25 protein-coding genes and 1 tRNA gene are annotated in these 23,959 nt (G+C 67.3%); 3 read left to right on the forward strand and 23 right to left on the reverse strand.

The genetic code is table 11. The features are described 5' to 3' along the window. Window positions 1-51: 51 nt before the first annotated feature. The 3 genes from rpmA to PQI23_RS06200 all read right to left on the reverse strand — a co-directional run bounded on the left by rpmA (window position 52) and on the right by PQI23_RS06200 (window position 3,208). Window positions 52-306 carry a 50S ribosomal protein L27 gene (gene rpmA / locus PQI23_RS06190; RefSeq protein WP_010157307.1) on the reverse strand — a complete coding sequence of 85 codons (255 nt, stop codon included), beginning with the start codon at window positions 304-306 and terminating at the stop codon, window positions 52-54. 33 nt (window positions 307-339) lie between these two features. After that, complete coding sequence (gene rplU / locus PQI23_RS06195) at window positions 340-648, reverse strand: 50S ribosomal protein L21 (protein ID WP_090149206.1); 309 nt, start codon at window positions 646-648, stop codon at window positions 340-342. 145 nt (window positions 649-793) lie between these two features. Further along, window positions 794-3,208, reverse strand: a complete 2,415-nt coding sequence (locus PQI23_RS06200; protein WP_339972591.1) for an Rne/Rng family ribonuclease — start codon at window positions 3,206-3,208, stop codon at window positions 794-796. Between the two features lie 259 nt (window positions 3,209-3,467). Here PQI23_RS06200 and PQI23_RS06205 point away from each other — a divergent pair, with 259 nt between their 5' ends. Further along, on the forward strand, window positions 3,468-4,079 hold the full coding sequence (locus PQI23_RS06205) for a vitamin K epoxide reductase family protein (RefSeq protein ID WP_339972593.1): 612 nt from the start codon (window positions 3,468-3,470) through the stop codon (window positions 4,077-4,079). A 16-nt stretch (window positions 4,080-4,095) separates the two neighbouring features. On the opposite strand, the gene coaE is transcribed toward PQI23_RS06205, so the two are convergent. Then, entirely contained in the window at window positions 4,096-4,701 is a 606-nt protein-coding gene (coaE, locus tag PQI23_RS06210) for a dephospho-CoA kinase (RefSeq protein ID WP_339972597.1), read from the reverse strand. 49 nt (window positions 4,702-4,750) lie between these two features. On the opposite strand from coaE, the gene PQI23_RS06215 reads away from it, so the two are divergent. Next, window positions 4,751-5,365 (forward strand): DUF4126 domain-containing protein, encoded by a 615-nt coding sequence (locus tag PQI23_RS06215; protein WP_339972599.1) that lies wholly within the window; start codon window positions 4,751-4,753, stop codon window positions 5,363-5,365. 126 nt (window positions 5,366-5,491) lie between these two features. Here PQI23_RS06215 and rpsA read toward each other — a convergent pair whose 3' ends face one another. Then, window positions 5,492-6,937, reverse strand: a complete 1,446-nt coding sequence (rpsA, locus tag PQI23_RS06220; RefSeq protein WP_058593326.1) for a 30S ribosomal protein S1 — start codon at window positions 6,935-6,937, stop codon at window positions 5,492-5,494. Between the two features lie 202 nt (window positions 6,938-7,139). After that, a complete protein-coding gene (gene polA, locus PQI23_RS06225; protein ID WP_339972761.1) occupies window positions 7,140-9,767 on the reverse strand; it encodes a DNA polymerase I in 2,628 nt (875 codons plus the stop codon). Window positions 9,768-9,882: 115 nt separating this feature from the next. On the opposite strand from polA, the gene PQI23_RS06230 reads away from it, so the two are divergent. After that, window positions 9,883-10,341: a hotdog fold thioesterase gene (locus PQI23_RS06230; protein ID WP_339972602.1), complete on the forward strand. Its 459-nt coding sequence runs from the start codon at window positions 9,883-9,885 to the stop codon at window positions 10,339-10,341. A gap of 54 nt (window positions 10,342-10,395) precedes the next feature. Here PQI23_RS06230 and PQI23_RS06235 read toward each other — a convergent pair whose 3' ends face one another. The 17 genes from PQI23_RS06235 to PQI23_RS06315 all read right to left on the reverse strand — a co-directional run bounded on the left by PQI23_RS06235 (window position 10,396) and on the right by PQI23_RS06315 (window position 23,955). Continuing rightward, the gene (locus PQI23_RS06235) at window positions 10,396-11,004 is read right to left on the reverse strand and encodes an ANTAR domain-containing response regulator (protein ID WP_029608346.1); all 609 of its coding nucleotides are present in this window, start codon (window positions 11,002-11,004) and stop codon (window positions 10,396-10,398) included. Between the two features lie 39 nt (window positions 11,005-11,043). Beyond that, window positions 11,044-11,205 carry a hypothetical protein gene (locus tag PQI23_RS06240; RefSeq protein WP_339972605.1) on the reverse strand — a complete coding sequence of 54 codons (162 nt, stop codon included), beginning with the start codon at window positions 11,203-11,205 and terminating at the stop codon, window positions 11,044-11,046. A gap of 151 nt (window positions 11,206-11,356) precedes the next feature. Continuing rightward, window positions 11,357-11,438: transfer RNA gene (locus PQI23_RS06245), tRNA-Leu, on the reverse strand. A gap of 84 nt (window positions 11,439-11,522) precedes the next feature. Continuing rightward, window positions 11,523-12,998, reverse strand: a complete 1,476-nt coding sequence (pyk, locus tag PQI23_RS06250) for a pyruvate kinase (protein ID WP_339972607.1) — start codon at window positions 12,996-12,998, stop codon at window positions 11,523-11,525. A gap of 17 nt (window positions 12,999-13,015) precedes the next feature. Then, complete coding sequence (gene lgt, locus PQI23_RS06255) at window positions 13,016-14,017, reverse strand: prolipoprotein diacylglyceryl transferase (protein WP_339972609.1); 1,002 nt, start codon at window positions 14,015-14,017, stop codon at window positions 13,016-13,018. A gap of 83 nt (window positions 14,018-14,100) precedes the next feature. Beyond that, complete coding sequence (gene trpA / locus PQI23_RS06260; protein ID WP_339972611.1) at window positions 14,101-14,895, reverse strand: tryptophan synthase subunit alpha; 795 nt, start codon at window positions 14,893-14,895, stop codon at window positions 14,101-14,103. Then, window positions 14,892-16,133, reverse strand: a complete 1,242-nt coding sequence (gene trpB / locus PQI23_RS06265) for a tryptophan synthase subunit beta (protein WP_339972613.1) — start codon at window positions 16,131-16,133, stop codon at window positions 14,892-14,894. The genes trpA and trpB overlap by 4 nt, the downstream gene beginning before the upstream one ends. Before the next feature lie 25 nt (window positions 16,134-16,158). Then, window positions 16,159-16,929, reverse strand: a complete 771-nt coding sequence (trpC, locus tag PQI23_RS06270) for an indole-3-glycerol phosphate synthase TrpC (protein ID WP_339972615.1) — start codon at window positions 16,927-16,929, stop codon at window positions 16,159-16,161. Window position 16,930: 1 nt separating this feature from the next. Continuing rightward, a complete protein-coding gene (locus PQI23_RS06275) occupies window positions 16,931-17,164 on the reverse strand; it encodes a DUF6704 family protein (RefSeq protein WP_339972617.1) in 234 nt (77 codons plus the stop codon). A gap of 111 nt (window positions 17,165-17,275) precedes the next feature. After that, entirely contained in the window at window positions 17,276-17,884 is a 609-nt protein-coding gene (locus tag PQI23_RS06280; protein WP_339972619.1) for a Trp biosynthesis-associated membrane protein, read from the reverse strand. Next, window positions 17,874-19,457, reverse strand: coding sequence for an anthranilate synthase component I (locus PQI23_RS06285; protein WP_339972621.1), 1,584 nt, complete (start codon window positions 19,455-19,457; stop codon window positions 17,874-17,876). The genes PQI23_RS06280 and PQI23_RS06285 overlap by 11 nt, the downstream gene beginning before the upstream one ends. 38 nt (window positions 19,458-19,495) lie before the next feature. Continuing rightward, window positions 19,496-19,864, reverse strand: a complete 369-nt coding sequence (gene hisI / locus PQI23_RS06290) for a phosphoribosyl-AMP cyclohydrolase (RefSeq protein WP_445238409.1) — start codon at window positions 19,862-19,864, stop codon at window positions 19,496-19,498. Further along, on the reverse strand, window positions 19,861-20,643 hold the full coding sequence (gene hisF / locus PQI23_RS06295) for an imidazole glycerol phosphate synthase subunit HisF (RefSeq protein WP_339972625.1): 783 nt from the start codon (window positions 20,641-20,643) through the stop codon (window positions 19,861-19,863). The genes hisI and hisF overlap by 4 nt, the downstream gene beginning before the upstream one ends. An 11-nt stretch (window positions 20,644-20,654) precedes the next feature. Then, entirely contained in the window at window positions 20,655-21,497 is an 843-nt protein-coding gene (hisG, locus tag PQI23_RS06300) for an ATP phosphoribosyltransferase (RefSeq protein WP_339972627.1), read from the reverse strand. Between the two features lie 92 nt (window positions 21,498-21,589). Next, the gene (locus PQI23_RS06305; protein ID WP_339972629.1) at window positions 21,590-21,853 is read right to left on the reverse strand and encodes a phosphoribosyl-ATP diphosphatase; all 264 of its coding nucleotides are present in this window, start codon (window positions 21,851-21,853) and stop codon (window positions 21,590-21,592) included. Between the two features lie 55 nt (window positions 21,854-21,908). Further along, entirely contained in the window at window positions 21,909-22,571 is a 663-nt protein-coding gene (rpe, locus tag PQI23_RS06310) for a ribulose-phosphate 3-epimerase (RefSeq protein WP_339972631.1), read from the reverse strand. A 10-nt stretch (window positions 22,572-22,581) separates the two neighbouring features. Continuing rightward, the gene (locus tag PQI23_RS06315; RefSeq protein ID WP_339972763.1) at window positions 22,582-23,955 is read right to left on the reverse strand and encodes an MFS transporter; all 1,374 of its coding nucleotides are present in this window, start codon (window positions 23,953-23,955) and stop codon (window positions 22,582-22,584) included. Window positions 23,956-23,959 lie beyond the last annotated feature (4 nt).

A 23,959-nucleotide genomic window follows, 5' to 3' on the forward strand; every position in this document is an offset into this window, starting at 1 on the left:
AGATACGGCAAAAGGCGAGCCGAAGCCCGCCTCGCCGTTGATTGCCTGCAGTTAGGCTGCGGCTACGATGTTGACGACCTTGCGGCCGCCCTTAGCACCGAACTCCACAGCGCCCGCCGCGAGAGCGAACAGCGTGTCGTCTCCGCCGCGGCCGACGTTCGCGCCCGGGTGGAAGTGGGTTCCGCGCTGACGGACGATGATCTCGCCGGCGTTCACCTGCTGGCCGCCGAAGCGCTTGACGCCGAGGCGCTGAGCGTTCGAGTCGCGACCGTTGCGGGTGGAGCTGGCGCCCTTCTTATGTGCCATGAGTCTCTACTCCTTGAATCGATGTCGAAGCGATTACTTGATGCCGGTGACCTTGAGGCGCGTCAGATCCTGACGGTGCCCCTGGCGGCTCTTGTAACCGGTCTTGTTCTTGTATCGCTGAATCACGATCTTCGGTCCGCGGAGGTCGTTGAGCACCTCTGCGGTGACGGTGACCTTGGCCAGCTCGGCCGCGTCGGTGGTCACCTGGTCGCCGTCGACGAGGAGCACCGCGGGAAGCTGAAGCTTGCCCGTGGAGTCGCCCGAAACACGGTTGACGGTGATGATCGAGCCGACCTCGACCTTTTCCTGACGTCCGCTTGTGCGCACTACTGCGTAAACCACTTCATACCCTTTTCTCGAGGATCGCCTTGCGTGTCGAACCGCAGCGCCGCCGCGATCGAAGCTTGTGTTCGCCACCCGAAGAGTGGCACCAACGGTCAATATTATCTCGAAGCACCAATTCTGGTCAAATAGGTGCCTGCGCGTGTCACGATCGCCCGGCGTCCTTGAGCTTTGCCGTGGCGTCCAGCGCTTCGGCGAGAGCGAGCTGGGCCGCCTGCTTCGGGTCGACCGGCGCACCCGACGTCGACTCGGCCCCGCTCCGGCCGACACCGCCTGAACGACCGGCGTCGGAGCCCCCGCGCACCGGGGCGGTGGTCACGCGCCGGTTTCGCGCACGGCCGTTTCCGGCGGCCGGAGCCTCGGGAAGCGCGTCGAGCACGGAATCGAGCAGGCCGGCTGATGCGGGCTCCGCTCGTTCCTGACGCGGCTCGCGCGGCTCGCGCGGCTCGCGCGGCTCATCCGAACGGGCCGCGCGTTCTGCGCCCGCCTGCGCGCTTCCCGTAAGCGGATCATCACGCTCCGGTTCCTTCGCAGCGTGCAGCGTCGATGCGGCCACCTGAGCCAGCATGTTCTTGGCTCCGTCGGTGATCGCGTGCGTCTGCGCCTTCGCCTCCGCCTGCTGATGATGCTGCGACTGCGACTGCGACTGCTGCTGTCCTTTCCCGCGCTTCGACGACCGTGCGGGCGTTTCAGAGCGGTGGTGCTTGCTCACCGGTTCGTGATGCACGATGACGCCGCGACCGGCGCAGACATCGCACGGCTCGCTGAACGACTCCAGCAGCCCGAGCCCGAGCTTCTTCCGGGTCATCTGCACCAGGCCGAGCGAGGTGACCTCGGCGACCTGATGCTTCGTCCGATCACGGCTGAGGCACTCCACCATGCGACGCAGCACGAGATCCCGATTCGACTCGAGCACCATGTCGATGAAGTCGACCACGATGATGCCGCCGATATCGCGAAGGCGGAGCTGCCGCACGATCTCCTCTGCGGCTTCGAGGTTGTTCTTCGTCACCGTCTCCTCGAGGTTGCCGCCCGATCCGACGAACTTGCCGGTGTTCACGTCGACAACAGTCATCGCCTCCGTGCGGTCGATGACCAGGGACCCGCCGGAGGGCAGCCAGACCTTCCGGTCGAGCGCCTTCGCGATCTGCTCGGTCACGCGGTACTCGTCGAAGATGTCGCGCTCCCCTGCGTACTGCTCGACGCGCTCGAGCAGGTCGGGCGCGACCTGGGAGAGGTAGTTCTCGATGGTCCCGTACGTGTCGGCGCCCGAGATCGTCAAGCGGTGGAAATCCTCGTTGAAAACATCCCGAACGATCTTGATGAGCATGTCGGGCTCCGAGTGCAGCAGCACCGGCCCGCCGCCCTTCTCGACGCGCTTCTGGATCGACTCCCACTGCCGGGTGAGTCGCTGCACGTCGTGGGTGAGCTGATCCTCACTGGCGCCTTCCGCAGCCGTGCGCACGATGACCCCCGCGCCGGTGGGCAGCACCTCTTTGAGGATCTTCTTCAGACGCGCTCGCTCGGTGTCCGGGAGTTTGCGCGAGATGCCGTTCATCGCACCGCCCGGTACGTACACGAGGAAGCGCCCCGGGAGCGAGATCTGGCTCGTCAGCCGAGCACCCTTGTGCCCGACCGGATCCTTCGTCACCTGGACGAGCACGTGATCCCCGGGCTTGAGCGCGTTCTCGATGCGACGAGCCGTGTTGCCGCCCTCGAACTCCGACCAGTCGACTTCGCCGGAGTAGAGCACCGCATTCCGCCCACGACCGATGTCGACGAAGGCCGCCTCCATGCTCGGAAGCACATTCTGCACCCGGCCGAGATACACATTGCCGATGAGCGAGTTCTCGCTGGAGCGCGCCACGTAGTGCTCCACGAGCACCTTGTCCTCCAGCACCCCGATCTGCACCCGATCCGCGGTGGTGCGGACGATCATCTCGCGGTCGACGGATTCCCGTCGCGCGAGGAACTCGGATTCGGTGATGACCACGCGACGCCGCCCCGCGTCGCGACCGTCGCGCCGCCGCTGCTTCTTCGCCTCGAGCCTGGTCGAGCCCTTCACCTTCTGCGGCTCCGTGATGACCGGGGCCTGCCGCGGCTGTCGCCGCGGTGCGTCCTCCTCGGTCGTCGAGGATGTCTCATTCGAGGAGCGGCGCCGATTGCGGCGCTGAGAGGACGCCGTGTCGCGTTCCCCCGACGCATCCTCCCGCGAGAAGCGCTCGTCGAGCAGATCGTCCAGCTGTCGGAGCTCGGTCGGCCTGAAGTCGACGCGCCGAGGCCGGGGCGCAATCGGCGGTACATCGGGGGCGAGGAAGATGAGCCGCGTCGTCGCGCGGAAGCGTTCTTCGGGGCTCATCTCGGCGAGCGGAAGGATGAGCTGCGGAGCGTCCGCTCCAGCAGCACCCGAGGCCTCTTCGGGCTTCTCCGAAGAGCCACTCGCCGGTTCACTCGCCTCCTTCGACTCGGCCGACTCAGCCGACTCGACCGCCTCGCCGAGATCCTCCGAGGGCTCGTCCCCCGACTTGTCGTGTTCTTCGATTACCGTGTTCTTCACCATTCCTGGTGTCTCCTCTGCCCCGGGAGAATGCGCATTCCCCTGGGGTTGCTCATCGTGCGGAGTAACCCGCGAATCCTGTTCTCCGCGAGCGGGTTCGCTCGCGCTCGGTCGTTCATCGACCGGTGAAGGTCATCGACCTTCAAAAGACTGTGCGTGAAATGCGCCAGTGCGGCGCCTCTCACCATCACCATTATGTCACGACGGTGTCCGAGAGGGGGGTGGGAGAAGAACTCGCAGGTGGGCGCAGTAGGATCGCGCCATGAGTTCAGAGCTCCGCGCGGCGTCCCGCCCTGTCGCATTCGCAGTATTCACGATCATCGCCGGAGCCATCGGATGGTTCGCATCGTTCGAACTCCTCACGGAGTACGTCAAGACGCTTCAGAACCCCGACTACATCCCCAACTGCTCGGTGAGCATTCTCGTGACGTGCGGCCCGAACATGGCTTCGTGGCAGGGAGCGCTCCTCGGCTTCAGCAACACGATCATCGGCGTCGCCGCCTTCGTCGCACCGATCGCGGTCGGCGTCGCACTGCTCGCGGGAGCACGGTTCGCACCGTGGTTCTGGGTTGCGTATCAGGTCGGCCTGCTCGGCGCGTTCTCACTCGTCATCTGGCTCTTCGCCCAGAGCGTGTTCGCGCTCGGAACGCTGTGCCCGTGGTGCATGGTCGTGTGGACGGCGACCATCCCGCTGTTCTGGGTCACGCTGCTCCGCGCCTACGCGGTCGGCGACATTCCCGTCCCGCCGCGGGCGCAGCGCGTCCTCGCGCGGTGCTACTCCTGGAGCTGGGTGATCATTCTCGTGTGCTTCGCGGCCATCGCCTTCATCGCGCAGCTGCAGCTCGACTGGGTGGCAGAGTTCAGCCGCAGCTGAACGTCGGCGGCGCATTTCAGCCGCGGTTGATGAGGCGCTCCCAGAGGCGATCCGTCTGGGCGAGCGTTTCAGCCTCACTGCCGGATGTGTCGATCACGATGTCGGCGACCGCGCGCCGCTGGGCGTCGCTCCCCTGCCTGGAGATGCGCTGGCGCGCGTCCTCGGGGGTCATTCCGCGGAGCGACGTCATGCGTGAAACACGCGTCTCGGCGTCGGCCTCTGCGACGACGATGAGGTCCCAGGGTTCATCGCGCGCGTCGGTCTCCACGAGCAGCGGCACCTCGTACACGACGACGGCATCGGGATCGTCGGCGCGGGCGAGCTCCACGCGCTCTCGGAAGAGCCGGCGCACTTCGGGGTGCACGATCGCGTTGAGATCTTCCAGCGCTGCGGCGTCGCCGAACACGATGGCGCCGAGCGCCGCGCGATCCAACGCACCGTCCTCGCGCATCAGCCCCGCACCGAACCGTTCCCTCACGCGTGCGAGCCCGGGCGATCCGGGTGCCACCGCCTCTCGAGCGAGTTCGTCGGCGTCGATGCGAATCGCCCCGTGCCCAGCAAGCCGTCTGCCGATCGTCGATTTTCCTGCGGCGATGCCGCCCGTCAACCCGATCAGTCGCATGCTGTCAGCTTATCCGTCGACACCGTAGGCTGAGTGCGGGGAGGCAGTCATGCTCGAGATCATCACCGGGGTCGTGCTTGCAGCATCGGCGGGCCTCAACGCGTACATCCCGCTGCTCGGCCTCGGACTCCTCTCCAGATTCACGGAGTGGGTCGCGCTGCCGAGCGGATGGAGCTGGATCGAGAACGAGTGGTGCCTCGGCATTCTCGGGGTGCTGCTGGTCTTCGAGATGCTGGTCGACAAGGTTCCGGCGCTCGACTCGGTCAACGACGTGCTCCACACGGTGATCCGCCCGGCTTCCGGCGGAATGGTCTTCTCGGCCGGGGCGGGAAGCGACACCGTCGCGGTGGCGGATCCAGCCGCCTTCATCACTTCCGCCGAGGTCTGGCCGGTCGTGCTCGGCGCGTGCATCGCACTGATTCCGCACGCGCTGAAAGCCATCGCGCGCCCGATCCTCAACATTCTGACGGCGGGCGCGGGAGCGGCCGTGGCCAGCGCCTTCGAGGACCTCGGTGCCGTGGTACTCACCGTGCTGGCGGTCGTCGCGCCGCTGGTCGCGCTCGTCGTACTCGGACTCGTCATCGCTCTGCTCGTCCGGAGACTCCAGCGCGCCCTCCGCGACCGGCGCGAGCGCGCCGCGCTGAACGCGCAGCCCGCTGCCTGAACGGGCCAGTTCGGCGATACGTCGGCCGCGGCGCCGCTCCACGCCCATGATGCACGACTGCGTCGACACAACGCCGGAAGGCCCGGCCCCCGAACGGGGACCGGGCCTTCCTGCGCGCTGAACGGGTTAGTTGCCCTCGAGCTGCGCCTTCAGTGCAGCCAGCGCGGCATCGTCTGCGAGAGCGCCGGCCGAAGCGGCGTCGCTCGAGAACGTCGACGACGGGCTGTCGGCAGCGGGTGCAGCAGCAGCCTCTGCGAGCATCGAAGCGACCTGCTTCTTGTGCGCCTCCCAGCGCTCCTGCGCGGCAGCGTACTCCTGCTCCCACTTCTCGCGCTGCGACTCGAAGCCTTCCTTCCACTCCTGCGTCTCAGGATCGAAGCCCTCGGGGTACTTGTACTCGCCGTTCTCGTCGTACTCCGTGGTCATGCCGTAGAGTGCGGGGTCGAACTCGGTGCCCTCGGGATCCACTCCCTCGTTCGCCTGCTTCAGGCTCAGCGAGATGCGACGACGATCGAGATCGATGTCGATGATCTTGACGAAGACCTCCTGGCCTGCCTGAACGACCTGCTCAGCGAGCTCGACGTGCTGGCCGGACAGCTCGGAGATGTGCACGAGGCCCTCGATGCCGTCCGCCACGCGAACGAACGCACCGAAGGGAACGAGCTTCGTGACGACGCCCGGCGCGATCTGGCCGATGGCGTGGGTGCGTGCGAATACCTGCCACGGATCCTCCTGCGTCGCCTTGAGCGACAGCGAGACGCGCTCGCGGTCGAGCTCGACGGAGAGCACCTCGACGGTGACCTCCTGGCCGACCTCGACGACGTCCGATGCGTGCTCGATGTGCTTCCACGACAGCTCGGAGACGTGGACGAGACCGTCGACGCCGCCGAGATCGACGAACGCGCCGAAGTTGACGATCGAGGAGATGACGCCCTTGCGCACCTGGCCGGGCTTGAGCTCGGCGAGGAACGAGGAGCGCGTCGCCGACTGCGTCTCTTCGAGGAGAGCGCGACGCGAGAGCACCACGTTGTTGCGGTTCTTGTCGAGCTCGAGGATCTTCGCCTCGATCTCCTGGCCCAGGTACGGGGTCAGGTCGCGTACGCGACGCAGCTCGATGAGCGATGCCGGGAGGAAGCCGCGGAGTCCGATGTCCACGATGAGGCCGCCCTTGACGACCTCGATGACGGTGCCGGTGACGACGCCCTCGTTCTCCTTGATCTTCTCCACGTCGCCCCAAGCGCGCTCGTACTGAGCACGCTTCTTCGACAGGATGAGGCGGCCTTCCTTGTCCTCCTTCTGGAGCACGAGAGCCTCGACGGAATCGCCGACCTCGACGACCTCACCGGGGTCGACGTCGTGCTTGATGGACAGCTCGCGCGAGGGGATGACGCCCTCGGTCTTGTACCCGACGTCGAGGAGCACCTCGTCGCGGTCGATCTTCACGACGGTACCTTCGATGAGGTCGCCGTCGTTGAAGAACTTCAGGGTCGATTCGACCGCTGCAAGGAAGTCGTCGGCCGAGCCGATGTCGTTAACTGCGACCTGCTTGCGTTCGGTCGTTGCGTTCGTCATGTAATTGGTCTCCAGAATGGACAGGGTATCGAGGCGGAAGCGCGCCGATTTCGGCCGAATCTCAAGGATTCGCAAGCGCCCCCACGCGTGGACATGGTTGAGTCGCCACAGTTGTGACACTTCATACTACCCAGCGACGCGCCCGGGATCAATCGTGCGAACAGGTCGGCGCGTCGGCGCCCGACCGCGTCGACCTTCAAGCTCAGTGCGCTGCGGCGTTCCAGTTCGGCCCGTGCCCGACCTGCACTTCGAGCGGCACCGATAGCTCGGCGGCGCCCGCCATCTCCTCGCGCACGATCGCCTCGAGCGTGTCCCACTCTCCCCTCGCCACTTCGAACATGAGCTCGTCGTGGATCTGCAGGAGCATCCGCGATGACAGATTCGCCTCGGCGATGCGGTGCTCCACGCGGATCATCGCGCGCTTGATGATATCGGCGGCCGAACCCTGGATCGGGGCGTTGAGCGCCGCACGTTCGGCGTTCTCCCGCAAGACGCGGTTGGGACTCGCGAGGTCCGGGAAGGGGCGCCGGCGACCGTAGATGGTCTCCGTGAACATGTCGCGCTTGGCCTGATCGACCACGGAGCGAAGATAGTCGCGCACCCCTCCGAATCGCTCGAAATAGTCGGTCATGAGCTGCTTCGCCTCCGCGGAGCTGATGTTCAACTGCTTCGACAATCCGAAGGCCGAGAGCCCGTACGCGAGGCCGTACGACATCGCCTTCACCTTCGATCGCATCTCATTGGTGACCTCAGCGGGTTCGACCCTGAAGATGCGGGCGCCCACGAAACGGTGGAGATCCTCGCCCTCGTTGAATGCTTGGATGAGGCCGGCATCCCCCGACAGATGAGCCATGATGCGCATCTCGATCTGCGAGTAGTCCGCCGTCATCAGCGTCTCGAAGTCGCTCGCGTGGATGAAGCCCTCACGAATGCGCCGCCCCTCCTCCGAACGCACCGGGATGTTCTGCAGGTTCGGGTCGGTCGAAGCCAGTCGCCCGGTGCTCGATCCCGTCTGCACGAACGTCGTGTGGATGCGCCCATCGGACTGCACCGACTTGATCAGCGTCTCGATCATCTGCCGCAGCTTGTTCGCGTCGCGGTGCCCGAGCAGGGCATCGAGGAAGGGGTGCGGCTGTTTGGCCTGCAGCTCCGAGAGCGCCGCGGCATCGGTGGTGTAGCCGCGCTGCGTCTTGCGCGTCTTCGGCATGTCGAGTTCGTCGAACAGCACCTCTTGCAGCTGCTTCGGGGAGGACAGATTGACCTCGTGCCCGATGGCGTCGAACGCCGCCTGCTGCAGCGTCGCAACGCGTTCGCTGAGCTCCGCGTGATGCGCTTCGAACAGCGGACGATCGACCTGCACACCTCGAGCCTCCAGCCCGTCCAGCACCGACACGAGCGGAAGCTCGATCTCGCGGTAGATCTCCTCCGATCGCGACTCGAACCGCTCTACCGCCGCTGCGTGCGTGCGCACTGCGTACCAGGCGAGCGTCGCGGTGTCTGCGGTGCTTCCCTCTTCCGGAACGAGTTGATTCGGGTCCCCCTCGGGCACCTGCTCGCCGAGATAGCGGAACACGGCATCGGAGAGGCTCTTCTCCGCGGTCGACGGGCGGAGTACCCATGTCGCGAGCAGCACATCGCCCGCGATGCCGCCGATCGATGCACCCGCACGTCGCGCGAGTGCGAGCTGCTGCTTCGAGTCGTAGAAGACCTTCGGCGCATCCGAGGAGAGCCAATGCTCGAACAGCGAATAGTCCCGTCCGCCGGGCTGCCAGTCGAAGCGCACCGATGCGTCCGCCGTCGCGATCCCGACGTCGTAGCCGCCGTCCAGCTCGCGGATAAGCACCGCCGGAGCCTCGTGCTTCGAGAGCCAGTCCGCCAGCTCCTCGTCGATGAGGTTTTTCGGACTCGGCCGTTCCGGGGCGAGAGAAGCCCCCGGAGTGGGTGCGGAGCCGCCCACGGGCACCTCGGCACCCGCGAGCTTCGCCACGCGCTGCAGGAGGGTGCGGAACTCGAGCTTGGAGAAGATCTCCTGCACCGCTGACATGTCGATCTCGCCGCGCTTCAGGTCGTCGAGTTCCAGATCCAACTCGACATCCCGCACGAGACGGTTCAAACGGCGATTGCGCTCCGCGAGGTGCGCGTGCTCGCGCAGGCTCTCCCCCACTTTGCCGCCGACCTCGTCCTGACGTCGAAGAATCTCCTCCAGCGACCCGAACTGGTTGATCCACTTGACGGCGGTCTTCTCACCGACCCGCGGAATGCCGGGCAGGTTGTCGCTCGTCTCTCCGACGAGGGCCGCGATCTCGGGGTACTGCTCCGGGCGGATTCCGTAGCGCTCCATGACCTTGGTCGCGTCGTAGCGGGTGAGCTCGCTCACGCCCTGCTTCGACGGGTAGAGCAGCGTCACGCGATCATCGACGAGCTGGATCGTGTCGCGATCGCCGCTCACCACGAGTACGCGATACCCGTGCTCCGATGCACGGGTCGCGAGGGTCGCGAGGATGTCGTCCGCCTCGTAGTTCTCCTTCTCGATGGTCCGGATGCCCATCGCGTGCAGCGCGTCCTGCAGCAGCGGGATCTGTCCCTTGAACTCCGGCGGCGTCTCGCCGCGGGTGCCCTTGTACTCGGGGTACTCCTCAGTGCGGAACGAGTGCCGCGAGATGTCGAACGCGACGGCCAGAGCATCCGGCCGCTCATTGCCGAGCAGGTTGATCAGCATGGCGATGAAGCCGTGGATCGCATTGGTGTGCTGCCCCGACTGGGTCTGGAAGCTGTCGACCGGCAGAGCGTAGAACGCGCGGAAGGCGAGCGAGTGACCGTCGATGACCATGAGGGTAGGCTGAGTGTTCGACACGTGCCCAGCCTACAATCCGCCGGCGACATTCCCCAGGACGGACGTGGTCGCTCTTGATCCGCGCGTGTCACCGACACGAGGAAGGGCACCGATGAGCGTTGCTTCAGCCGCACCGACTCCGAATCCCGAAGAGGGGCTCGAGTACATCCGTCGCCGGGGTCTCGGGGCGCTCGCCGACCGGATGGGCATCGAGATGACGGAGTTCACGGCCGAGCGCGCTGTGGCGACGATGCCGGTCGCGGGCAACACGCAGCCCGTCATGCTGCTGCACGGCGGAGCGTATGTGGTGCTCGGCGAGACTCTGGGATCCATGCACGCGAACTTCCACGCGCCGCCAGGATGCGTCGCCGTCGGACTCGACATCAACGCCACGCACACGGGCTCCGCCACCGAGGGCATGGTCACGGGGCTCTGCACGCCGATCAAACTGGGCGGCAGCGTCGCCGTGCACGAGATCGTCGTGACCGACGCACGGGGGCGCCGGTGCTCGACGATCAGGATCACCAACTTCTACAAGCGCATCGCACCGGACGCAACGTCGGGGCAATGACGAACGCCCCGGGCCGCGTCAGCGGATCCGGGGCGTTCGTGTCTGGAGCGGAGACTAGTCCTTCTTCGGCCCCAGCTGGTCGATGATGGTCTTGGCGACGTCCTGCATCGTCAATCGGCGGTCCATCGACGCCTTCTGGATCCAGCGGAACGCCTCGGGCTCGCTGAGGCCCATCTTGTCGTTCAGGATGCCCTTCGCGCGGTCCACGAGCTTCCGCGTCTCGAACCGCTCCGCCAGGTCCGCGACCTCGCTCTCGAGCGCGACGATCTGCTGGAAGCGCGAGAGCGCGATCTCGATCGCCGGAATCAGATCGGCAGGCGTGAAGGGCTTCACGACGTATGCGAGAGCTCCCGCCTCGCTCGCGCGCTCGACCAGCTCGCGCTGGCTGAACGCAGTGAGCAGGACGACGGGGGCGAGATGCGTCTTGTTGATGCGCTCCGCCGCCGAGATGCCGTCCAACTGCGGCATCTTCACGTCCATGACCACGAGGTCGGGACGCAGTTCCTCGACGAGCTTCACCGCGGTCTCGCCGTCCCCCGCCTCGCCGACCACTTCGAAGCCGTTGTCGCGCAGGGTCTCGACGATATCGAGACGGATCAGGGATTCATCCTCCGCGACGACGACGCGTCGCGGAGCGCTCGGTGCAGTGCTCTGGTCATTCACTGTTCCAGCTTACGTCATTCCCGCTGTGCGTTCTCGACGCTATTCGAGATTCGCGACCGGCTCTTCGGTGTCGTCCTCGCCGAACTCGGGCGCTTCGGGATGGCCGTGCTGCACGAGCAGGTCGTCCTCGCCGGCCGACTGCGAGATCGGTGCCCGGCCTTCTTCGCCTTCGGGGTTCGCGCTCGTGTTGTTCATCGACATGGTGTCCTCCTCTGATGAATGGAGTACCAGTCTCCGCGGCCGACGTCGGCGTCGCCAGGGGCTAGCCGAGGAGCGCGCGCGGCCCTATTCTGCGGCGCGAAGAAGCCCCCGGCTCAGAGCGAGGTGCAATGAGCCGGGGGCTTCGCGTTCGTGCCGAATGCGGGACTTGAACCCGCACGCCTTTCGGCAACGCATTTTGAGTGCGCCGTGTCTGCCAATTCCACCAATTCGGCGAACTCCGCAAGTCTATCGCACGGGGAGCCGCACCTCGCGACGCTCCGCGGACGCGTCCCGCGTGCTCGGCGACGCCCGCCGCGTTATGCCTGAGGAGCCTCCGCGCCCTGCGTGAACTTGCGCGGGCCCGCCTCGGGCAGCAGCCCCGTGGCTTCGCCGATGCGATGGATTCGCAGCGTATTCGTCGTGCCCACGACGCCGGGAGGCGATCCGGCGATGATGACCACCTTCTCGCCCACCTCGACGCGCGAGTGCTCGAGCAGCACCTTGTCGACCTGCACGAACATCTCGTCCGTGCTGTCGACGCGCGGCACCTCGTAGCTGCGCGCGCCCCAGGTGAGCTCCATCCGTCGACGGGTCTCCGGATCAGGGGTGAAGCCGATGATCGGCATCGGACGACGCAGACGCGACATCCGGCGGACGGTGTCGCCCGACTCCGTGAAGACGCAGATGTACCGCGCTCCGACGAAGTCGGCGACGTCCGATGCCGCGAGCGTCAGCACACCGCCCTGCGTGCGAGGCGCGGCCCCGAGCGGTTCGATGCGGTCGAGTGCGTGATCCTCGGTCGCCTCGATGATCTTCGCCATCGTCGCAACGGCCTCGATGGGATACGCTCCCACGCTGGTCTCACCGGAGAGCATCACGGCATCGGCGCCGTCGAGCACGGCATTCGCGCAGTCGGACGCCTCGGCGCGGGTGGGGCGCGGGTTCTCGATCATGGATTCGAGCACCTGGGTGGCGACGATGACCGGCTTGGCGTTGCGGCGCGCGATCGAGACCGCCTCCGTCTGCACCAGCGGCACCTGCTCGAGCGGCAGCTCGACGCCGAGGTCGCCCCGGGCGACCATGATGCCGTCGAACGCCGCGACGATCTCCTCGAGACGTTCGGCCGCCTGCGGCTTCTCGATCTTGGCGATCACGGGAAGTCGCACGCCGGCCTCATCCATGATCTCGTGCACACGATCGATGTCGGCGGCATCACGCACGAACGAGAGCGCGATGTAGTCGACACCGAGCGCGAGCGCCCATCGCAGATCCTCTTCGTCCTTCTCGGAGAGCGCCGGCACGTTCACAGCGACACCGGGGAGATTGATGCCCTTGTTGTTGGAGATCGAACCGGGCACCTCGACGACGGTGTGCACGGTATCCTCCGTCACACGGACGGCGCGCAGCGTGACCTTTCCGTCGTCGATGAGCAGCGGATCGCCGGGGCTGACATCCCCGGGAAGACCTTTGTGCGTGGTACCGCCGATCGTGCGATCGCCGACGACGTCGCGAGTCGTGATGGCGAACTCGTCTCCCACCGCGAGGGCGTACGGACCGTTCTCGAACACGCCGAGCCTGATCTTCGGTCCCTGCAGATCCGCGAGCACCGCGATCGGCCGGCCGACCTCCGCCTCTGCACGACGAATATTGCGATAGATGCCCTCATGCACGTTGTACGTGCCATGGGACATGTTGAGCCGAGCAACATTCACTCCGGCCTGGATCAGCGCGAGCGTGTGGTCATAGCTGGAAACAGCGGGTCCCCATGTGGCGACGATCTTGGCGTGGCGCATGCAGCGTGCTCCTTCGGTTAGTGGGTCTTGCTGGGCTCGGCGGTACTCGCGGTCTCCGGATTCGCGTCGAGCGGCTCGCCGTCGTCCTCAGAGGACGACGCATGCGCGTCGCCTCGATCGATCACGTGGTAGTACTCGTTCGCATCGGCGGTGTCGATGAGCACGGAATCGCCCGGGTGGCGACGTCCGGGGAGGTACACGCTGTTCTCGAGACCCGCATGACGACGGCGGAACACGAAGAACAGCACGATCCCCACGACCACCGCGAGCACCGCGGCGAGCACATTGGTGCGCACGCCGAAGAAGAGCAAGCTCGGATCGACGCGCAGCGATTCCGTGAACGTCCGACCGATGCCGTACCAGATGAGGTACAGGGCGAAGAAGGTTCCCCAGCGAGGGCGCCACTTGCGCTCGATGGCGAGCAGCACGACGATGCCGAGAATGTTCCACAGCGCCTCGTACAGGAACGTCGGGTGGAAGAGCGTGCCCTCGGGAAGACCTATGGGGAACGCAGCATTGGTCGACTCGATCTCGAGCCCCCACGGCAGGGTGGTGGGCCCGCCGAAGAGTTCATGGTTGAACCAGTTGCCGAGCCTGCCGACGGCCTGTGCGAGCAGAAGGCCGGGCACGAGTGCGTCGGCGAACGACCAGAAGCGGATGCCGGTGATCCGGGAGGCGATGAGTACACCGACCGCGCCGCCGATGAGCGCGCCGAAGATCGCGATTCCGCCATTCCAGAAGGCGAAGATCTCGAGCGGGTTCTTCCCGGGCCCGAAGTAGTCGCCCCAGTGGGTGACGACGTGATACAGACGCGCGCCGAGAATGCCGAGCACCAGCGACCACACGAGGAAGTCGAAGACCGCGCCCCGCTCCCCACCGCGCTGACCCAGACGTCGCGCCGTCCAGATGCCGGCGATGATGATGCCGACGATGATGCAGAGCGCGTAGAAGTAGATCCGGAACGGGCCGAGCTGCAGGTACTGCAGCTCGGGACTCGGGATGCTCAACGGGAGAATCATTCACTCCTCTTTCGCCTGCGGCTTGGCGCCGCGGGACTCGGGTGGATACCGCGCTGGTGCTCCGCGCGGCGGACGGGACAATCTTAGCGCGCGGTGCCCCGTGCGATGCTCGCCACGGTCTCTGCGAGCCGCTGCACGCCGCCGTCTCGCAGCGCGCGCACGAATGCCGTGCCGACGATGGCGCCGTCGGCGTACTCGAGCGCAGCCGCCACCTGCTCGGCGGTCGAGATGCCGATGCCGACGCAGGCCAGCTCCGCGCCCTGCTCGCGGAGACGGGCGGTGAGACCGCGGGCGGCTGCGTCCAGTTCGGCGCGTTCACCCGTGATGCCCATCGTCGACACCGTGTACACGAAGCCGGTGCTCGTCCGGCTCACGAGCGCGAGCCGCTCGTCGGTCGAGCTCGGCGCCGCGAGGAACACGCGGTCGAGGCCGTGAGCGTCGCTGGCGGCGATCCAGTCGTCTGCGGCATCGGGCGTGATGTCGGGAGTGATCAACCCGGCACCGCCGGCCGCCTTGAGGTGCCGCGCGAAGGCATCGACGCCGTACTGCATCACCGGATTCCAGTAGGTCATCACCAGCACCGGCACATCGACCGCGTCGCGCACGCGGCGCACCGCCTCGAACACGTCCGCGAGGCGGAAGCCGCGGGCGAGCGCCGTCTGCGTGGCCTCCTGAATGACGGCGCCGTCCATCACGGGGTCGGAGTACGGCACTCCGAACTCCAGCACGTCCGCCCCGCTGCGAGCCATGGCGATGGCCGCTTCGACGCTGGTGTCCAGGTCGGGAAAGCCCACCGGGAGATAGCCGACGAGTGCACCCCGGCGCTCGCGGTTCACGGTGCGGATCACCTCCGCGACGCTCGACACCTGCTCGGTCATCCGTCGACCTCCGACCCGTCCTCTGGAAGCAGGCCGAAGTAGCGGCCCGCCGTCGCCATATCCTTGTCGCCGCGTCCCGAGAGGCTGACGAGAACGACGCCCTCCGGGCCGAGCTCCCGTCCGATCCGCTGGGCTCCTGCGAGCGCATGAGCCGACTCGATGGCGGGGATGATGCCCTCGGTGCGGCTCAGCAGTCGCAGCGCCTGCATCGCCTCGTCGTCGGTGGCCGGAATGTAGGTCGCCCGCCCGATGTCGGAGAGCCAGGCGTGCTCCGGCCCGACTCCCGGATAATCGAGTCCCGCGGAGATCGAATGGGATTCGATGGTCTGGCCGTCGTCGTCCTGCAGAACATAGGTCCTCGCGCCGTGCAGCACACCGGGGCGCCCGCGTTCGATCGACGCCGCGTGCTGCTCGGTGTCGACTCCGTCGCCAGCGGCCTCCACGCCGTAGAGGCGCACGTCGGCGTCGTCGAGGAAGGCGTCGAACATGCCGATCGCATTCGAACCGCCCCCGACGCAGGCGACGACCGCGTCGGGAAGCCGCCCGATGCGGTCGAGCAGTTGTGCACGCGCCTCTTCCGAGATGACCTTCTGGAAGTCCCGCACCATCGCGGGGAACGGGTGCGGACCGGCAGCCGTGCCGAAGATGTAATTGGTTCGGTCGACGCTCGCGACCCAATCGCGATACGCCTCGTTGATGGCGTCCTTCAACGTGCGCGACCCCGTGCGCACCGGAACCACATCGGCGCCGAGCAGGCGCATACGGGCGACGTTCAGCGCCTGCCGCTCGGTGTCGACCTCGCCCATGTACACCGTGCACTCGAGTCCGAAGAGCGCCGCAGCGGTCGCCGTCGCCACGCCGTGCTGGCCCGCACCCGTCTCTGCGATGACGCGCGTCTTGCCCAATCGCTTCGTGAGCAGGGCCTGGCCGAGCACATTGTTGATCTTGTGCGAGCCGGTGTGGTTCAGGTCTTCGCGCTTGAGGAAGACCCGGGCACCGCCCGCGTGCTCGGCGAATCGCGGCACCTCGGTGATCGGTGACGGCCGCCCGGCGTATGTGAGCAGCAGCTCCGCGAGCTCCGCTCTGAACGCCGGGTCCGCCTGCGCCTCCGCGTACGCCTCGGTGAGTTCGTCGATCGCCGCGATCAGCGACTCCGGCATGAATCTTCCGCCGAACTCTCCGAAGAAGGGGCCGTGCTGGTCGCGCAGGCTGGTGACGCCGGTCGTCGATTCGGTCACTGGGGTCCTTTTCAGCTTGAAACGCTCAGACGTTCACGTACGTCTGCAGCGTGGCGATGGGATCGTTCGTCACGAGGGCCTCACCGACGAGCACCGCGTCGGCGCCCGCTTCCCGGTAGTGCTCCACGTCGGCGACGCTCAGCACAGCCGACTCCGCGACACGGGTCACGCCGGCCGGGATCTGGTCGGCGACGCGGCCGAACAGATCACGATCGAGCTCGAAGGTGCGCAGGTTCCGCGCATTTACGCCGATGAGCTGCGCACCCAGATCGACAGCGCGCGCCACCTCGTCCGAACTGTGGGCCTCGACGAGCGGGGTCATGCCGAGCCCGCGGATGACGTCGTGCAGACGGACCAGACGATCCTGCGGCAGTGCGGCCACGATGAGCAGCACGAGATCCGCTCCCGCGGCGCGGGCTTCGAGCACCTGGTACTCGTCGCCGATGAAGTCCTTGCGCAGCACGGGGATGCTGATCGCCTTGCGCACCGCTTCGAGGTCGGCGAGCGAACCCTTGAACTTCCGCTCTTCGGTGAGCACGCTCACCGCGCTCGCTCCGCCCGCTTCGTATTGGGTGGCGAGTTCCTGGGGCTGCGCGATCGCCGCGAGATCGCCTCGCGACGGGCTCGCGCGCTTGACCTCGGCGATCACCTTCATGTGCTCCGCAGGCGCGAGTGCCGCCAGAGCGTCCAGCGCCGGTCGAGCCGCGAGGGCCTCCGACTCCACGACGGAGTAGGGGCGCTCCTGTCGACGCGCGGCAGCGTCCTCGAGCGAGCCGGCGAGAAGATCTTCGAGCACGTCAGTCGTGCGCGGGAGGGGTGAACTTCGGGCCGTTCACTCCGTAGCCGGCCTTCGAGAGGATCCACCCGAGCAGCGCGCCGATGACCACCACTCCCACGCATGCCCAAACGAAGACGGGCATATCAAGGAAGAAGAAGACGGTTCCGGCGGCGATGCCGATCAGCATCACCACGACCGCTGTCCATGCGGCCGGCGAATCGCCGTGACCGGGGTCTCCGTGCTGGGTACTCATGAATCTCCTCTGAACAGATTTCGACGCTTCAAGACTAGCGGAAATCTCCGCGGCCTTCGGGCACCGCCCCGCACCGCCCGGCCTCTCGAAGATAGCGAAGCGCGGCGAACGTCATCGCGCCGAGCGCGTGTCGGGATCCCCCGCCTCGCTCGGGTCGTCGCCGTCCGAGAGCGCATCCCAGTCGGAGATGCGATCGGGCGCGCCCGAGGCCGCCGCATTCGCGTCGCTCTTCGGGGTCGCATCGTACTTGCGTCCGCCCGAGCTCCACGAACCGCTGAAGACCGCGACGACGATCCCGAGGATCACCGCGAGCACTCCCGCGACGACACAGAGCCAGATCCAGGGGGCGAGGCTGTTCCAGACCACGAGCGCCGTCGTGGAGTCTCCAGAGATCCCCGTGAGTTCCGTGATCCTGCCCGTGATGGCCGCGAGCGGCGCTGCGATCACGCTGATCGTGAGCGCCGCGAGTCCTGCGCCGAGCAGCGCTACCAGCACGCCGAGCGAGCGCCGGAAGACGGGGCCTGCGATCGTCAGCGCGAGAGCCGCGGCGACGACCGCGATGGAGATCGGGGACACCGCGGCGTTCACCTCGTGGCCGGCGACCGTCTCCACGCTGTGCGTGCCGTCGAGCATGAACGAGATCCACGTCTGCGATCCGGAGAGCAGGCCGAGGGCGCCCGCCAGGGCGATCGCCGAGACGACGAGGAGTTTAGGACGCATGAGGTGCCTTCCCGAGCGTGTGCAGCGTGTTGGCGATGGCGACGGCGCGCAGCGGCGCGGCCGCCTTGCTCCGACACTCGGCGTCCTCGGTCTCCGGGACCGAATCGGCGACGACGCCCGCGCCGGCCTGCACCATCGCCACCCCGTTCTTGATCGTCGCGGTGCGGATCGCGATGGCGAGGTCGGCGGCGCCGCCGAGCCCGAAGTATCCGACGACGCCGCCGTACACGCCCCGCTGCACCGGCTCCAGCTCGTCGATGATCTGCAGGGCGCGGGGCTTCGGGGCCCCGGATAGCGTGCCCGCCGGGAACGTCGCTCGGAACACGTCGATCGGATTGGCGCCATCCCGCTTCCGCCCCTCGACGCTGGAGACGATGTGCATGATGTGGCTGAACCGCTCGATCCGCATGAACTCCGTGACTTCCACGGATCCGGGCTCGCACACCCGCAGCAGGTCGTTGCGCGCGAGATCGACGAGCATGAGGTGCTCGGCGCGCTCCTTCTCATCGGCGAGGAGATCGCGCTCGTGCTGCTGATCCTCCTCGATGCTCGCACCGCGCGGCCTGGATCCCGCGATCGGGTGCGTGAGCACATGCCCGCTCTCCTGCACGGTGACCAGCGCTTCCGGGCTCGACCCGACCACCGAGAACGGCTCGCCCGAGGCGTCCTCGAGCTGCAGCAGGTAGAGATAGGGACTCGGGTTGAGATGGCGCAGCACGCGGTAGACGTCGAGCGGATCGGCCGTGCACTCCTGATCGAAGCGCTGGGACGGAACCACCTGGAAGATGTCGCCGTCGACGATGTAGCGCTTCGCGGCGTCGACCGCCGCCACGTACTCGGGGGTACTGGTCAGTCGTCGGGGATCCGCGACTGCCTCGCGATCCACCGTGTTGAGCGGTGAGCGCTCGGGAGCCGAGAGCGCGGCCTGCAGCGCGTCGAGCCGTGCCTGGGCATCCGCCCACTGGGCGTCCGCCGTCCCTGCCGCGCCCTGCGATGCGGGATCGTCGAGCGCACCGTCGTTGAGCACGTTGGCGAGCAGCACGACGCTGCCCTCCCGATGGTCGATGACGACGAGCTCGGAGACGAAGCTCAGGCCCTGCGTCGGCAGGCCCGACGTGACGGACGGCGCGTTCTCGAGCTTCTCGAACTGACGGACCGTCTCCCACCCCAGATAGCCGACGAAACCGCTCGCGAGCGGCGGAAGACCCGCCACCTGGGGCGACTGCCAGCGCTCGTAGATCGCGCTGAGCGCGGCGACGGGGGCGAGCGTCGCGACCCCTCCAGGCAGCAGCCGGGATGCGCTCACATCGAATGCCGGATCCGGAGTCCAGTGCGCCCTGCCGTCGCGCTCGCCGAGCACGCCGAAGCTGCCCGCGCCGACGAAGCTGAAGCGCGTCCAGACCCCGCCCTGCTCGGCGGACTCCAGCAGAAACGTACCGGGCCTCGACCCGGCGACTTTGCGGTAGATGCCGACGGGGGTGTCGGCATCGGCGAAGATCTCGCGGCAGACGGGAATGACGGCGTGGGAGTCGCGCGCGGCATCGAATGCGGCGCGCGTGGTGGTCAGGCTCACCGGTTCAGCCTACCGCGGACGGGGACGGGCTCAGCCCGTCACGCGTCGTCGTCGGGGTCGCCGATGAGCGCCGTCACCTCGCGGTCCGTAAAGCACGTCCGCGTGCCCGTGTGGCATGCGGCGCCGACCTGCACCACACGAACGAGCAGCGTGTCTCCGTCGCAGTCCATCTTCACCCCGCGCACGTACTGGCGGTGGCCCGAGGTGTCGCCCTTCCTCCAGTACTCTCGCCGCGAGCGCGACCAGAACGTGACGCGGCCCGTGGTGAGCGTGCGGCGCACGGCCTCCCGGTCCATCCACGCGAGCATGAGCACGTCTCCCGAGACGTCGTCCTGAATGATCGCGGGCAGCAGGCCGTCGTGCGCGAAGACGAGCTCGCTCGGAACCGGGTCGACGTCGCTCATCATTCCTCCCCCGAGATCGCGGTGCGCACGGTATGACCGGCCTCGGCGAGCGCTGCCTTCACCTGCCCGATCGTGAAGGTGCCGTCGTGGAAGACCGACGCCGCGAGTACGGCGTCGGCTCCGACATCGACGGCGGGGGCGAAGTGCTCGAGGCGCCCGGCACCGCCCGAGGCGATGATCGGAACCTCCGAGATCTCCCGGACGAGCGCGGTGAGCTCGAGGTCGAAGCCTGCAAGCGTGCCGTCCGCGTCCATCGAGTTCACGAGCAGCTCGCCGGCCCCGCGTTCGACCGCCTCGCGGCACCATTCGAGGGCGTCGAGAGCGGTCTCGCGCTTACCGCCGTGCGTCGTGACGACGAATCCCGACGGCGTCCGCGCGCTCCGCTTCACGTCGAGCGAGAGCACGAGCACCTGCGCACCGAAGCGATCGGCGATCTCCCCGATGACATCGGGTCGGGCGATCGCGCCGCTGTTGATCCCGATCTTGTCGGCGCCGACCCCGAGGAGCCGCGCGACATCCTCGGGCCCGCGCACTCCCCCGCCGACGGTCAAAGGGATGAACACCTGCTCCGCAGTGCGGCGCACCACGTCATAGGTCGTCGAACGATCGTCGACCGTCGCGGTGACGTCGAGGAAGGTGAGTTCGTCCGCTCCCTGAGCCGCATATCGGGCGGCGAGCTCGACCGGGTCGCCGGCGTCGCGCAGGTTGAGGAAGTTGACGCCCTTGACGACGCGCCCGCCGGAGACGTCGAGACAGGGGATGACGCGCGTTGCGATCGACATCTCGTCGCTCCTCAGAGGCGCGCCGCGTGAATCGCGGTCACGAGGATCGCCCGGGCTCCGAGGTCGTAGAGCCGATCCATGATCTGGTTCGCATCGTCGGCGCGCACCATCACTCGGACCGCCACCCAGCGCTCGTCCTGCAGCGGCGATACCGTCGGCGATTCCATTCCGCCGGCGACGCGCGTCGCTTCTTCGAGCTGCTCGACCGGGAGGTCGTAGTCCATGAGCACGTACTTGCGGGCGACGAGCACGCCCTGCAGGCGCCTCAGCAGGCGGTCGATGTCAGGGTGCGCATTGGGCCCGCCGATGAGCACCGCCGTCGATTCGAGGATCACCGGCCCGAAGATCTCGAGCCCGGCAGCGCGCAGGGTGGCTCCGGTCGAGACCACGTCGGCGACGGCATCGGCGACGCCGAGCTGTACAGCGGATTCGACGGCGCCGTCGAGCTTCACGTGCTCCGCCTCGACGCCCCGCGCACGCAGGAAGTCGTCGACGAGCTTCGGGTAGCTCGTGGCCACGCGCTTGCCCGCGAGGTCGGAGAGCTCGGTGAAGCCGCTCGCCGCCGGCGCCGCGAAGCGGAACGTGGAGTCGCCGAAGTCGAGTGCCGCGATCTCGCGAGATTCCGAGCCCGAGTCGAGCATCAGGTCGCGACCGGTGATGCCGACGTCCAGCGCCCCGGAGCCGACGTACGTCGCGATGTCCTTGGGCCGCAGGTAGAAGAACTCCACCTGATTGCGTGCATCGGTGTGCACGAGTTTCCGGCTGTCCCGGCGACCCGAGTAACCGGCCTCGGCCAGCATCTCGGCGGCGGTGTCGGAGAGCGATCCCTTGTTGGGAACGGCGATGCGGAGCATGATGCGGGAAGTCCTTCCGTGCGGCCGGGAAGCCGGCCAGTGAGTGAGATCAGCGGCGAGCATCGACGCGCGGGGAGGCCGGCGCGCCGATGCTACAGATGCGCGTAGACGTCTTCGAGTTTCAGACCCTTGGCGAGCATGAGCACCTGGAGGTGGTAGAGCAGCTGGCTGATCTCCTCTGCGCATGCCTCATCGGACTCGTGCTCGGCAGCCATCCAGACCTCCGCGGCCTCCTCCACGATCTTCTTGCCGATCGTGTGCACACCCGCGTCGAGGCGCGCGACCGTGTCGCTGCCCTCGGGGCGCGTGGCGGCCTTCTCGCTGAGTTCGGCGAAGAGCGCCTCGAACGATTTCACGTGAACAGCCTAGCGGGTTTCGAACGGGCGTCGGATCGCGCGGCCGTCGCCGCGGTCAATGCGCGTGCGCGGCGGCGGCGGTGCGCAGGTCGGCGATGCGCACCTCGGGCACGCCGCCGTACACCGCCGAGCCCGCCACGAACGTGTCGGCTCCGGCCTCCGCGGCGATCCCGACCGTATCGACCGTGATGCCGCCGTCCACCTGGAGCCAGACATCGAGCCCGTGCCGCTTCTTCGCTTCCGCGAAGCGACGCAGTTTCGGCATCATGTCGGGCATGAACGACTGCCCGCCGAATCCGGGTTCGACGGTCATCACGAGCACCTGATCGAATTCGGGCAGGAGGTCGAGGTACGGCTCGGCGTCAGTGCCCGGTTTCAGGGCGATGCCGGCCCGTGCCCCGCGCGCCCGGAGTGCGCGCGCGAGGGTCACGGGATCCTCGGCCGCCTCGGCGTGGAAGGTCACCGAGTACGCGCCGAGTTCCGCGTACCCGGGAGCCCAGCGATCGGCATCGGAGATCATGAGGTGCACGTCGAGCGGAACGGGCGAGACCGCCTGGATGCGCTCGACGATCGGCGGCCCCATCGTGAGGTTGGGCACGAAGTGGTTGTCCATGACGTCGACGTGCACGAGGTCCGCGGTGCGGATCGCCTCGAGTTCGGATTGCAGATTGACGAAGTCGGCGGACAGGATGCTCGGGTTGATGCGCTGCTCGGTCACGGAGGACAGCCTACGGCGTCGGGCTCGACCGGTCCGCCGATTCCGCAGGGGCCGCCGGAGGATCGGGTGCGAGGCCCGCCGGCGCGCTGGAGGCGGGCGCCGCCGCATAACTCTGCGAGAGGAGCCGATACGCGCGCGTGCAAAAGGCGCCCGCGGCAACCAGTACCATGGCCGCGCCCGCCCACACGAAGATGAGCGCGATGCCTCGACTCTCGCCGGATCCGAGGAGCCACCCCCAATGCGCGGCACCCGCCGGCTCCTCCATGTAGGGCACGATCCAGAACTCGGCGATCGGAGCGATCAGCAGCGAGGTGATCGGGGCGGCTGCGGCCTCGAAGGTCATCGCGAGCCCGAACACCCGGCCCTGCTTCTCGTACGGCACGACTTTCTGAATGACGGTCTGCTCGGCGGCCTCGACCGCGGGCATCATCGCCATGAACAGCCAGATCCCTGCGATGAACAGCCAGGGCCAATCGCGCAGCGTGAACACCATGCCGAGCACGCCGAGCAGCCCTGCGAGCACGAGCATCGTGCGAATCGGGTTCTTCCCCAGCCCCCACTTCGCGACGACCGCGCCGCCGACGATGAAGCCGGTCGATGCCACGCCGAACACGATGCCCCACACCTCCACGGGGAACAGTTCGAGCCCGTACGGGTCGAGGAGCGCCATGAAGACGCCGCCGGAGAGGTTGTTCAGGGTCGAGAAGAAGACGAGCGCGATGAGCCCCGGAACGGCGAGCATCGCCGCCATGCCGCCCCGGAAGTCGACGGCGCTGCGCGTGGGGTCGTGCACGATCTCGGGTTCGGGGATCCGCAGGGCGAGCAGATGGATGATCGGGGCGCCCACGAGTACGGTCGCGATGATGATCGTGCCGCCCATGCCGAGGAGCCCGACCGACAACCCGCTGAACACGCTGGTGGCGATGAAGGCGAGCCCCTGCACGGTGCCGACGAGACCGTTCGCGTTCGCGTGCCGCTCGGTGGGGACGAGCAGCGTCACGGTGGTGGAGAGCGCGAGGTTCCGAAGCAGCTCGACCACGCACCCGGCGAGCACGATGAGCGTGAAGAGCCAGAACCACGGGCGGTCGAGCCGCAGGAGTTCGGCCTGCGGCACCCCGAAGAAGATCGCGCACCCCGCCACGAATGCGACGAGCGAGAAGACTGCGGAGACGAGCATGACGCGCTGCTTGCGCATGCGGTCGACGAGCGACCCGAACCACATCGAGCAGAGTGCGACCAGGATCATGTAGACCCCGCCGAGTACTCCGGTCGCGAGAATGCTGCGCGTTTCGAGGTACACCCAGAACACCACGGCGAACCAGAGGAAATTCGTCGTGAGATTCGCGACGGCGGTGTTCACCAGCACGTGCAGAAACGTGCGCATCCCG

The sequence above is a fragment of the Leucobacter sp. USCH14 genome, from assembly GCF_037619215.1.
Lineage (GTDB): Bacteria > Actinomycetota > Actinomycetes > Actinomycetales > Microbacteriaceae > Leucobacter.